Source organism: Rickettsia endosymbiont of Thecocarcelia acutangulata, assembly GCF_964263195.1.
GTDB lineage: Bacteria > Pseudomonadota > Alphaproteobacteria > Rickettsiales > Rickettsiaceae > Rickettsia > Rickettsia felis.
The window spans coordinates 1,047,971-1,060,565 of record NZ_OZ181652.1; the positions used below are offsets into that span (position 1 = coordinate 1,047,971).

Below are 12,595 nucleotides of genomic sequence, written 5' to 3' on the forward strand. Positions count from 1 at the left end.
GGACATTGCCCGCGTGGATACCCGAATCGTCATTGCGAGGAGTTGCGTTAGCAAACGCGGCAATCTCATAAGATAATATTTAAAAAACTCCTGAGATTGCCGCACCGGCATAAATGCCGGCTCGTAATGACGACTCATATCCAACCGCTCAGTTTCCAGGCTCATCCAAATGACTTCTCTCATAATTTTCATGACGCTCTTGAGCTTCAATACATAATGCAGCAATAGGTCGTGCTTCTAATCTTTTTATACCTATTGGGTCGCCTGTTTCTTCACAGTAACCGTATTCCCCATTTTTAATACGTGATAATGCTTCTTCTATTTTACTCATTAATTTACAATATCTATTTCTACTACGAAGCTCAAAAGCTCTTTCTGTTTCGTGAGTAGCACAATCGTTAAGATCGGATTCTTTTAAATTTTCTTCCTTTAAATGATTTAAAGTCTCTTGAGATTCCTTTAATAAATCCTCTTTCCATCTTAAAAGTTTTTGTCTAAAATATTCTAGGTGATTAGGACACATATATTCTTCATCTTTAGAAGGTTTATATCCCATAGGTAACTTAGGTGTTTCTAGCATATTAATATCTCAATATTAGCTTTTAAGAGGCTATCAGTAAACAAATTTTAACCGGTAATTTAGTTCTTTTTTGCTGCAAATTATAAGATTTTTTTGAAATATGAATAACTATTCCGACAAAAACCTTATTAATTTTCGCTAAAAAAACTCTTTAATTACTAATTAAAGTTTATTTACTGATAACCTATATTAGGTTTAAAGGTTTTTAAAAAAATATAATATATAGCTTAAAATTAACGCAAGAAGATTATGAATATTAATATATTTTATTTTTTAATTGGATATGCGGTAGTATATACAGCCTCTAAATGCTTTATACTTGTTTTAGTATAGTTTTGTGTAGTAGATAGACTTTTATGACCTAATAGCTCTTGAATAGAGCGTAAATCTGCACCATGCTCAAGCAAATGTGAAGCAAAACTATGCCTAAATGAATGAGCAGTTAAATGCTGCGGTAAACCATAAAAATGCTTTAATTTAATTAATTCACGATTAAATACCGGTGGCTGCAATTTCTTACCCTGCTTTCCTCTAAATATCGGTTCATTATCACCTAGCTTATACGGCAATATTTCTAAATATTGGGTAATTAAATTTTTAGCAATCGGTAACCACGGAATTATTCTTTCTTTACTACCTTTACCTATTATTCTTATAAATTCTAGATTTTGTAGATGAAGTTTCGTAATTGATAATGCCTCCGATATACGTAGACCTGAAGCATATATAAGAACAAGTAGGGCTTTATTTCTAAGCTCTACCCACTTAACATTCCCGTATTCTTCAATATGTTCAAGTGATATTACTACATCATCCTCCGATAAAGCTTTTGGTAATAATTTAGTTTTTTTAGGAGATTTTATAGAAAAAATTATATGACTATTTAATTGCGTTGTTTTCTCTAAAAACCTATAAAAATTTTTTACTGCAGATAAACCACGTGAAATTGAAGAAGTGGTAAAATTATCACAGTTACGTTTTGCAAGCCAACTTCGGATCAATCTTATATCTGCGGTTTTAATATGGTTTATCGTTACAAGCTCTGAATTATAATAATTCATAAACTCAAGGAAATGCTTAAGGTCATTATTATAAGAAATTACTGTATGATTAGAGTAATTTCTTTGCAAAACGAGGTATTTTTGCCACTTATCTATTAATTCTTGAATTGATGTGTCTAACATTTATAAAAACTTAACTATTTTTAATATTATTCTTAATGCTAACAATTATTGACTCATAATTTTATAAATGTTAGCATGAATTGAGGATTTATGTTTACATATACGTAACCTATAAAACACAAAAAATTTTTTAAGTAAAAAATTTAATTTATTTTAGGAAAATGAATAATGTTAAATAATACACAATTTTTAGATTTAATGAAATCCTATATGAATCCGGAATTTTATATGAGTTCTATGAAAAATATTCCTAGTGTAGATCTTTCATCTATCACAAATACAATGCAAAGAGCTATGAATATTCTTTTAACAACTAACCAAATTGCTACAGAAAGCATGCAATATTTGCTTAGGAAAAATTCCGAGATTATACAAAATAATGTTAATACTATTTTGAATACTACTAAAGAAGCAGCAAATTCTAAAGATTTCAAACAAGCTAGTGAATGTCATCAAAAATGTTTAAAATCTATTTATGAAACATCTATGGATAATGCTAAGGAATTAGCAAGTATTGCTTATGAGTCTTCAAACAAAATATTAGAAGCTGCAAATAAGCATATTGCCGAGAATGTTCATCATGCTTCTAATAATATGCAAAATATGACAGAACAAGTACAAAAAAACTTTAATAAGAAATCTGCGTAATTTTTAACTATTTTTTTATGTCATTCCTGCGAAAGCAGGAATCCATAATAAAGCGAGATAAATCGAGCTTTTAATTTCAAAAATTTGCTGTATTTATACTTTTTTCTGGATTCCCGCCTCCGCGGGAATGACATAAAGGAGCCATATGGCTGCTCGCAATGACGGAGCGTTGTCCACGCAATAACGGCTTTCCCCTCAATTACTCGCCTTTCTGTTTAACCAATTTTGTAAATAAGACTCTGCTAGTTCCTGATCTTCTATAATAATTACATTTTCAGCATTACGTTTATCAGCAGCAGCCGTGAAATTAAACGAACCGGTTATTACTTTCTTTCTATCGATAATGATAACTTTATTATGAGCGATTCCCGGTACTTTATCTATGCCCACATCAATTTTTGCTCGTTGTAATTCATGCAATTTAGAAAATTTTTGCTTAAGATTACTACGATCAAGCAATATTCTAACTTTTACTCCTCGCATCTGTGCATTAATAAGTGCAGTAGTAATTAACGCATCGCTCATACCGTATGATTGCATATAAATAGATTCTTCAGCTCTATCTATCTGATTTGCTATAAACTTAGTACAACCGGCAGGAGGAGTAAAACATGTACTAACTTTACTTCTTGAAAGCTCTGAAGTATTGTAATGCTTTATTTTCGGTGCAGATGAAGCTAATGATTTTTGATTTATTAGATTAGTAAAATAATCCGGATTCTGTCCATAAATACCTAAAGCAACTCCTAAGATAAAGGCAATAGATATTTCTATAAATTTATTATTTTTTCTCTTCATAACTTATTTATATTTTAGGCGTGGCTTGCAAATCGTCATTGCGAGGAAATTATAAAGTAATTAACGAAGCAATCTCAGGAATATTATTTCATGAGATTGCCACGCAGCCTACGGCTGCTCGCAATGACGAAATACGCCATAACACCTATCTTTTTACATAACTGCCCGGTGCCTCTTCAATAGCCTCTAGATTCTGATAATCTAAAGAATCTACTAGCTTATTATCATTATTTTTTATAAGCCAATCAAGCCAATAGTTCTACCATGAGCCTTCATATTCCGTAGCCTTTATAAGCCACTCATGACTACTTAAACTTAAGTCATCGTTAAGCCGATAATTATATTTAGCAATTGCAGGAGGATTAACTACACCTGCTACATGACCTGAATCCGTGAGACAAAAAATCTTATGTCCGTTTAATAATTTTACTCCATCATATATTGAACGCCATGGAGCTATATGATCTTCTTTTGCGGCTACGAAAAAAGTGTTGCAATCAACTTTTCCAAGATCTATTTTTATTCTGAGTACCTCTAAATTATTAGACTCTTTTAGCAAGTTATTACAATATGTATTTTGTAAATATTCCTCATACATTTTTGCCGGCAAGTTAGTAGAATCCGCATTCCAATATAGCAAATCAAAAGGCATAGGTTTTTTACCAAGCAAATAATTATTGACAAAAAACGTCCAAATTAGATCATTTGCCCTTAGCAAACTAAAACTATTTGATAAATATTGTCCGTCAAAATAGCCCTTTAGCTTTATATCTTCTTTAATGTAATTAATCGTAGCTTCATTAAAAAATATTCCAAGCTCGCCCGGGTGAGTATAATCAAGCAAAGTAGTAAAGAAAGTACTACTGTGAACAGAATCTATTTTTTTACTTTAAAGTAGGCGATAATTATAGCAAGGAACGTACCACCCATGCAATAGCCCCGACAAAATCAATTTTCTCAAAACCAAGATTTCTAACATACTCAAAAGGTGCTAAAATACCGTCTTTTAAGTAATCCTCGAAGCCTTTTTCCGATAGAGAAATATCAGGGTTAACCCATGAAATAAGAAAAACTTGAAAATTATTTTCTACCAAAAAAGATACTAGAGAATTATGCGAAGATAAATCAAGTATATAATATTTATTTATACATGGCGGAATAATAAATATCGGAATCTTATGAACTTTCTCTTTCGGTTCATAGCATATTAATTGCATTAAATCATTTTGGAATATAACTTTTCCTTTTGTTGCCGCAATATTTTGACCGAGTTTAAAGGCGGATTTATAGGCTATTTCTTTGAAATTATTAATTATCGTCTCGTGCGGGATGTTATACATGTTTAGTTCCAAGATGTTTCTAAAAAATTAACAATTAATATAAATAGTAAACGAAGTTTAATTTGGAAAAGAGCAAGGCGTTTCACATTTTTTGACCGCAGCGTACATATTAGTACGTGAGGATCAAAAAATATGAAACAACGACGCCAATTTTTCAAATTCAGCGAGTATATACTTTATATCTTTAAACCATCCCACATACTATCAACCTTGTCGATAACTTCCTGACTCATTTCTATTTTTTTACCCCATTTTCTATTTGTCTCAGGGTATATTTTATCGGTTGCATCTATTCCCATTTTACTACCAAGACCTGACTCGGGTGATGCAAAATCTAAATAATCTATCGGGGAATTATCTATAAAGCTCGTATCACGCCTTGGATCGCTTCTTGTTGCTATTGCCCAAATTACTTCTTGCCAATTACGAACATCAATATCATCATCTACAACTATAATAAACTTACTATACATAAATTGCCGTAAGTACGACCAAATCCCAAGCATTATTCTTTTAGCATGACCAGGATAAGGCTTTTTAATCGATACTACCGCAACTCTATATGAACAACCTTCAGGTGGAAGCCAAAAATCGACTATTTCCGGAAATTGCTGCTGCAAGATAGGAATAAAGATTTCATTTAATGCTTCACCTAAGATTGACGGCTCATCAGGCGGTTTTCCGGTATAGGTACTTAAATATACTGGATTTTTCTTCATCGTTATCGCAGTTACGGTAAAGACCGGAAACTCCTCAACATCATTATAATATCCGGTATGATCCCCAAAAGGGCCTTCAGGCAAATATTCCTCTAAACTTACATAACCTTCTAGCACTATTTCACTATGTGCAGGTACTTTTAAGTCAATAGTTTTGCATTGCACCAGCTCTACTTTTTCATTACCGAGTAAACCTGCAAAATTATATTCTGAGATATTCTCAGGTATCGGTGTAACCGCTGCCAAAGTTACTGCCGGATTTGCCCCAATAACGATAGCAGCAGGAAACGGCTCTTTTTTTGCTTCTTTCCAACGTTTATGATGCTCTGCTCCGCCCCGTAACTTTAACCAACGTATCAATAGCTTATTAGGAGCTATTGTTTGCATCCTATATATACCAAGGTTGTAATTATCTATTTTATCATTACTAGGTCCTTTAGTAACTACTATCCCCCAGGTAATTAAAGGCGAAATATCATCAGGCCAACATCTTTGGATCGGTAATATATTGATATTCGGTTTGTCAATGACGATTTCATGACAAGCTGCTTTTGATACGATTTTAGGAGACATCGCAAATATACGCTTAGCAAGCGGTAACATTGATAATGTTTCTTTAAAAGATGCAGGAGGTTGCGGCTGTTTAAGGAATGCTAGTAAAACGCCAAGCTCTCTTAATTCTTTAGGTGACTTAAGTTTAAGTCCCATACAAATACGATTTATACTAGCATAAAGATTAGTTAGAACAGGTATATCGGATTTAGTGCCATCGGCTTTTATAACATTTTCAAAAAGTAATGCAGGTCCGCCTTGTGCTAATACTCTTCTACTGATTTCAGTAATTTCTAGGTCAGTTTTAACTGGGGTAGAAATACGCTTTAGCTCACCGTTTTTTTCTAAAAATTTTAAAAACTCCGGTAAATCTTTAAAGCTCATAGTTCTATTTTTTTGTTTATAATGTTTATGTCATTACTGCATGACATTATTGCGTGGCTCGTTTTATGTCATTCCTGCGAAAGCAGGAATCCATCATAAAGCGAGATAAATCGAGCTTTTAAAACGTTTTAAAGTAATGGATTCCTGCTTTCGCAGGAATGACATCGAAAACACTTCCTCATCATCTGCTAAAATTCCCTTTTACCTGCATATCATTCTGAATAATTGTGTAGTTAATTAGCTCGTCAATTACAGAATTTTTAATATTATATATTATATTTTTTTCTGAATTGACATGAATATTTTTAGCCGTTAATTCATCGATACTTCTAGATTTAATATGTGCGAAATATACTTCATCACCTACTTGGAATATAGGTGTATTACTTCCTATTTTAGTATTAAAAATTGATAATAATATTTCAGGAGTTAGGGTTAGATCATTTTCCATTTCGGATCTAATATAGCTTTTTTTGCTTATTTTTATTCCGGTAGTTTTAAGCTCTTTTATGTTCTCTTGATCTGAATTATACTCCTTTGCTAAATTCTTGATAATTTTTAAGTTCACATCTGCAATATTTCGCTTTATCCAAGCTTTATTTACCTGCTCTTTAATAGCATCAAATTCAGGTATTTTTGCCGGCTGAATCGATTTTAATTCTACCAATATAAGATAGCTTTTATCTTCTGCTTCTATAGGATAAGATAATTCTCCTTCCGAAAGCTCAAAAATACTATCAACATTTTCGGCAATTATTTTATCTTCAATAAGTTCTGCATAGCTGATATAGTTAACGTTTTGTATCGGTAGCTTATATTTTTCGGCAATTTCAACTAAGCTAGAACCGGCTGCCGTCTCATCTTCCAGCTTTTTAGCAAACTCCATATTAAGTATGTCGATTTTTTGAGCCTTTAATAAATCATGTAATTGTTTCTGTACTGCTTCAAAACTTTGATCACCGAATTCATCTTTATTTTCATTATAAAACTCTAACAACTCATCTTGAGTAACTAAGGCTTTTAAATCCTTAATATTAGCTTTAATATAAGAAAAGCTGCGTTTCTCAGGTACTTCAAACGAGGTTTTATTATCTTGGTAAAAATCCTTTAATTGCTGGTCGGTAGGGGTAGAGATTTGTAAATCTTTCGGTTTATTTTGTAAATCTATCTGTACTAATTCTACCTCTCTTTTTTCAGCCATATAATCTACTATATTGTCAGTCATAGCTTTAGGAACATAGAAACTTTCTACAAAACTACCGACAAAAATATTTTTTAGAGCTTTTTCTTTGAAGTTTAATAAATATTTTTCTTCATCCATATAAGAATTTCTAAAATAAGTTTTAAAAATTTTTATATCGAAAACGCCTTGCTCATTTTTAAAAACCGGTGATTCTTTGACTAAAATTTTAACTGTATCATCACTTAGATCTAAGTCATAATAACTAACTAAATAATCTAAAACATTATCGTAAACAAGCCTTTTTAGGATTCGGTTATCAATATTTAACTGTGCTATTTCTTCATCCGTTAAACTTGTTCCTGTTTGCTTACTTATAGCATTAATTTCTAAAGATTTCGCTCTCAAAAAATCTTCTTGGGAGATATTTTTCACATGAGAAAAAGTAACAATATCACCTCTTCTTCTTCCGTTTAATACATCTTTAATACCAAAGCCGACAAAAGCAAAAGCTATCATTGCGAATAAAACTCGCATTATAAAACTATCGGCAGTTTTTCTAATATTATCTAACATAATTTTTTATTTAAGTTTTTATCGTCATTGCGAGGAGCGAAGCGACGCGGTAATCTCAGGATGTTTGACGAGATTGCCACGCAGCCTATGACTGCTCGCAATGACGGCTCTCAAGACTACATTATAAAGCAAAAAAGCCTATATAGTCAAACTATATAGGCTTTTATATTGTTTTTGTAGATGTTCGATGTCATTTCTGCGTAGTTTGGCTTTCCGTCATTGCGAAGAAAGGCGAAGCCTTGACGTGGCAATCTCAGGAGTTTGTTACTATTTCATGAGATTGCCACGCAGCCTATGCCTGCTCGCAATAACGAGTACCATGCTCATTAGAAGTTTACACGAACTTTTACACTACCTTGCTGAGCGAAATACTTACTTCCGATATTTGTATCGTAGTTAATACCGTATTCCATCATTTTGTGCTTAGCAGTAACACCGACGCCGACATCAAAGCTTGTTTTGCTTTGCTTAAAGCTGCCCGTTGGGAAAGGAGCAGTCATACCTTGTAATCTTGCATCAATCGCCGGAACTTTATTCTTGAATGCATAATCAACCATTGCGTAAAGCTCAGGTGTTAGCACTACTTCTTCATTGACATTGATATTACTTGATACTTTACCGCCGAGTAAACCATCAAAGCTATTATAGTTCTTGCCTTTAACTATAAGGTTTTGGTTAGTAGTACCGGTTTCCTTATAACCCTTATCTTTGATAGCCGAATATCTAAGCCCAGCTAGCGGTGTTAAGTTAATGTTCTCAGGCATCATATAGGTATAACCAGCCATTAACTGACCTGTATAGCTTTCAGATTTATACTTACCGTTTGCAGTTTGATAGCCGACAGTCTCTAGTGCCGTTGCAATAACACGTCTTGATTTGCTTTTTATCCTATTATCCGAGTAAGATGCTATAGCTTCAACGAAGAGATTTTCATAAGGTACATTATATAAACCGTATACGGAATAGATGTTACTCTCTACCTCATTCTTATAGCCCGTCTTATTATTTTTCAACTTAATATCGGTATCGGCTCTTGTATATGCAGCCCCTAGTGCTAGATCATCGCTAACTAAGCCGTCAAAACCTATAGTGCCACCGGTTGTATCAGATTTATAACCGCTTATATTGTTACGCATCTTCTGCGTTGCATTACCGACAAACGGACTTATCCATGCACCAAACTTAGCATCTCTGTCCTCATCACCGGCAGCTACGGCAGCCGGCTGTATTGCATCCATTCTAGCATTTAGATTAATTAAGCTACTTGAGATATTACTTAGTATAACTTGATTATTAATAGCAGCTATAGTATCGCTAGGCTTTACAACGTCTTGTATGAGGTGAGTTACAGCATCTGCTTCTTGGATTGGATTCAGTTTACCCCAGTTATCAAAAGCTAAACGTGCATCTGAACCGATTGGTGCTTGCTCCATTAACTCAAGCGATTTCTTTACATTTGCAGCATTTGGGATATTTGCAAGCGGTCCGCCCGGTTTGAAGTCGTTATCTATAACTTCTTGAGATACATCTTTCGCAAATAACGTTAAAGTAGATTCATCAAAAGTAAAGTTGACAAAGCGGTTATCATTATTAACGGTTACTTTAACATTACCTGCGGGAGTAGGCTTTAATCCACCTGCCGCTTCTGCAGATATTACCGTATATTTTGTATCCGGACTTATATTATTAATGTCGAAATTAGTAGCAGTAACAACAAGTGCTAAAGTTGAAACCCCTGATAAATCAAGAGTACTACCTGATTTAATTAAGATATTACCACCTGACTTAGCTGCTCCGTCAAAAGTAGTATTTAAGGTTAGCGTATAGGTAAAGCTACCGGTACCAGTATATGTTACTTGATTTGTTCCTAGGTTAATTGTAGTACCGCTACCTGTTATATTACTATTAAAGGCTAGGCTATTACCGAAATTAATAGTAGCATTGTTAGCTGCAAAGCTGGTAGCTGTTATATTTTTAGCAAAATTAGTGATAGAAGCTTTAGCTAAAGTAACTGCACCGGTGTTAGTAAATGTATCGGCAAAACTTGTAGTACCGCCGAGCGTCGCCGCACCTTTTGCATTAACACTGCTTGCAAAGTTTGTTGTGCCTGCCGTTGTGATATCACCAACCGAATTAGCCGCAGTCCCTACAACACCGCTAACACTACCGCCATTCGTGAAGTTTAACTTCAGAGCCTGACCGCCGGTTTTATTTATGCTGCCTGTTAAGTTAAAGTTTGCAGGTAATGTTAAGAGTGCAGTACCGTTACCTTGGATTTCAGTGATGCTAGTATTACCGTCTTGGGTTATGCTTACAGCCCCGGCACCTACTTTTAACATAGCAATATTTGTAATAGGTCCATTAATAGTACTTGCACCGGTTGCAATGATTGTACCGTTAACTCCATTGCTGCTTGTAACGCTACCGATGATATTTTTATTTGCACCAAGTTTTATAACTGCTGCTTGATTATTGAAATCTACATTACCGTTAATATTACCGTTTTGAGTTAAAGCAGTAGCAGCACCGAATGATAAATTAGAGTTGATATCCTTATTATAGGTAATTGCCGGCACTGATAATTCTAAATCGTTAGCAAATATATCAGTATCTATTTGGAATGTTCCGTTTCCTCTAAATTCTAATTCTTTTAATTTATTTACTGCAGTACCGTAAGTAGCATTTCCGACACTTGCAAGAATTACTTTCCCACCCGCAGCTCCTGAATCTACAGCAAGTTTACCTTTATTTGGAACTCCAGGATCAAGTGCGGCATTTAATGTTATCATACCGTTACCGGCTGCACTATTTTGTAATACTAAAGTTGCGTCTTCATGAGCAAAATTAATAGTCTGACCGTTTGCTAAAATTCCTACATTACCGCCATTTGCATCAATCGTATAAGAACCGGCAGCGGCAGGAATCGCTTCACCTGTAGGCCCTACGCCTGCAGCACCGATATTTATTACATTAATTTGGTTAGTAATACCGCCTACATCAACAAAGTCTGTAACATTTAGGATATTAAATACAGGAACATTTGTAGCATCTATATCATTCAATGCTACATGACCTAAAACACTTAATGATGCCAATTCATTTCCTGCCGTACCTATTGTTTTAGCTCCACCGTCACCTTGTACGGTTATAAGTTTTGTTGGACTCAAAAGAATTAACTCACCACCACCGTTAGCAAGGCCGGGTAAATGATTTTTAAGAGTGATAACTCTATCATCTGTAGTACTAACGTTAGCTAAGAAAAGACGTGAAGCTGCTCCTTTAAAACTAATCGCCTGAGCGTCTAATATATCAACATCAGCGTTCTTAGCATTTATTACAAAAATCTTATTATTTTGAATGTTAATTTGTGCAACCGTACCGATACTGTTATCATTTGCAATCACTGTACCGGCAGCATTAATATTAAGTGTAGCATTATTACCGTTTGCTATAGTTCCGATTAAGTTATAATTCTCACCGGCAGGACCTTTAAACTCTAAATTACTCGCGGCTCCAAAATTTATATTATTCGCAGCTAGGCTTCCTCCGGCTTGTAATGTTATTCCTGCTCCTATATTCACTGTTGCGAAGAGTTCTGTACCACCTATACTACCTGTTACCGTACTATCACCGGTAAATGTTACTACACCGTTATTTGCATTACCGGTATTATCTATAGCACCGGTTAATATTACATTTGTAAGCGTTAATACCGACCCTGCATCTGTTAACTTAGCTGTAGTAGTTTTAATAACTGCCTCTCCAAGAGAAAGAGTACTTGCTCCAATGCTTATTTGAGCTACCGGATTAGTATTACCTATTATTCCGTTAATGGCAGCATCTGTATTGGCAGTTATTATACCTCCTCCATCTATATTTCCTGCAAGTGTTATCTTTGCCGGAGTTGCAGATTGTATAATTAGTTCAGCATTCGCTCCCCCTAAAGTTATATTTCCTAAACCTGTATAGGTATCAGCAGCAGCATCAAAACCATGAACTGCAGCAACAGCCTCAGTACCGGTTAAAGTTAAGCTTTTGGCGTCAGCGATAGTAACAGGTAACAAGTTACCGCCTGTAACAATAGAACCGACGCTGGTATCTTGAGTAATATTTAAACCTCCGGGATTAGTGCCTGCAACATTTATAGCAGTAATAATACAAGCAGCTTCATCTGCAGTGATAGTATGATCCCCACCGTAAGTAAATGCCTCAATGTCTTGAGGACCGTTAGCAGGATTACCATTAGCTGCTCCTGCAGCCGTTATCTCATTCCAAGTATTGGCAACAGCAAGATCACTAAATGCTGCATCATTAACAGAAATAACACCAGAAGCGACACCGGCACCGAGTGTCCCACTACTACTCAGCATTATTGCTGCGGTTGAGGTGGTGAATAAAGCAGTCTTAAGACCTTGTTGTATTGCTTTTTGAAATAATTTTGGAGAAATATTCGCCATAATATGTAAACCTTAATAAAAATTAAATAACTTAGGAATTGTTACAATTTTAATACAATTTTTTAATATGTCTATTATAATTAATAATTATATACAATATTTTACAAATTTAGTATGAATATGTGGCATTTGCATTCTGCAATGGTGGTAGCTTTGTTGTATGGCTCGTTTTTTCGT

The 12,595-nt window shown here is 34.4% G+C and carries 8 protein-coding genes and 2 pseudogenes; 2 read left to right on the forward strand and 8 right to left on the reverse strand.

Annotated elements, in window-relative coordinates:
* Positions 1–148: 148 nt before the first annotated feature.
* On the reverse strand, positions 149–580 hold the full coding sequence (gene dksA / locus ACE38Q_RS05710; RefSeq protein WP_032073655.1) for an RNA polymerase-binding protein DksA: 432 nt from the start codon (positions 578–580) through the stop codon (positions 149–151).
* A 266-nt stretch (positions 581–846) separates the two neighbouring features.
* Positions 847–1,764 carry a tyrosine recombinase XerC gene (locus tag ACE38Q_RS05715; RefSeq protein WP_040256497.1) on the reverse strand — a complete coding sequence of 306 codons (918 nt, stop codon included), beginning with the start codon at positions 1,762–1,764 and terminating at the stop codon, positions 847–849.
* A 168-nt stretch (positions 1,765–1,932) separates the two neighbouring features.
* Here ACE38Q_RS05715 and ACE38Q_RS05720 point away from each other — a divergent pair, with 168 nt between their 5' ends.
* Positions 1,933–2,412, forward strand: coding sequence for a phasin family protein (locus ACE38Q_RS05720; protein ID WP_500190423.1), 480 nt, complete (start codon positions 1,933–1,935; stop codon positions 2,410–2,412).
* 195 nt (positions 2,413–2,607) lie between these two features.
* On the opposite strand, the gene pld is transcribed toward ACE38Q_RS05720, so the two are convergent.
* On the reverse strand, positions 2,608–3,210 hold the full coding sequence (gene pld / locus ACE38Q_RS05725; RefSeq protein WP_500190424.1) for a phospholipase D: 603 nt from the start codon (positions 3,208–3,210) through the stop codon (positions 2,608–2,610).
* A 20-nt stretch (positions 3,211–3,230) separates the two neighbouring features.
* On the opposite strand from pld, the gene ACE38Q_RS05730 reads away from it, so the two are divergent.
* Complete coding sequence (locus ACE38Q_RS05730; RefSeq protein WP_500190425.1) at positions 3,231–3,371, forward strand: hypothetical protein; 141 nt, start codon at positions 3,231–3,233, stop codon at positions 3,369–3,371.
* A gap of 260 nt (positions 3,372–3,631) precedes the next feature.
* Here the strand turns inward: ACE38Q_RS05730 and ACE38Q_RS05735 are convergent.
* From ACE38Q_RS05735 to ACE38Q_RS05755, 5 genes and pseudogenes are all read right to left on the reverse strand, one after another.
* Positions 3,632–4,054 (reverse strand): annotated as a pseudogene (locus ACE38Q_RS05735) (PHA/PHB synthase family protein); the annotation flags it as partial.
* A 61-nt stretch (positions 4,055–4,115) separates the two neighbouring features.
* Positions 4,116–4,550: a hypothetical protein gene (locus ACE38Q_RS05740; RefSeq protein ID WP_500190426.1), complete on the reverse strand. Its 435-nt coding sequence runs from the start codon at positions 4,548–4,550 to the stop codon at positions 4,116–4,118.
* Between the two features lie 176 nt (positions 4,551–4,726).
* The gene (locus tag ACE38Q_RS05745) at positions 4,727–6,205 is read right to left on the reverse strand and encodes a UbiD family decarboxylase (RefSeq protein WP_500190427.1); all 1,479 of its coding nucleotides are present in this window, start codon (positions 6,203–6,205) and stop codon (positions 4,727–4,729) included.
* 181 nt (positions 6,206–6,386) lie between these two features.
* The gene (locus ACE38Q_RS05750; protein ID WP_500190428.1) at positions 6,387–7,961 is read right to left on the reverse strand and encodes a SurA N-terminal domain-containing protein; all 1,575 of its coding nucleotides are present in this window, start codon (positions 7,959–7,961) and stop codon (positions 6,387–6,389) included.
* Between the two features lie 326 nt (positions 7,962–8,287).
* A pseudogene (locus ACE38Q_RS05755) lies at positions 8,288–12,145 on the reverse strand (autotransporter outer membrane beta-barrel domain-containing protein); the annotation flags it as partial.
* Positions 12,146–12,595 lie beyond the last annotated feature (450 nt).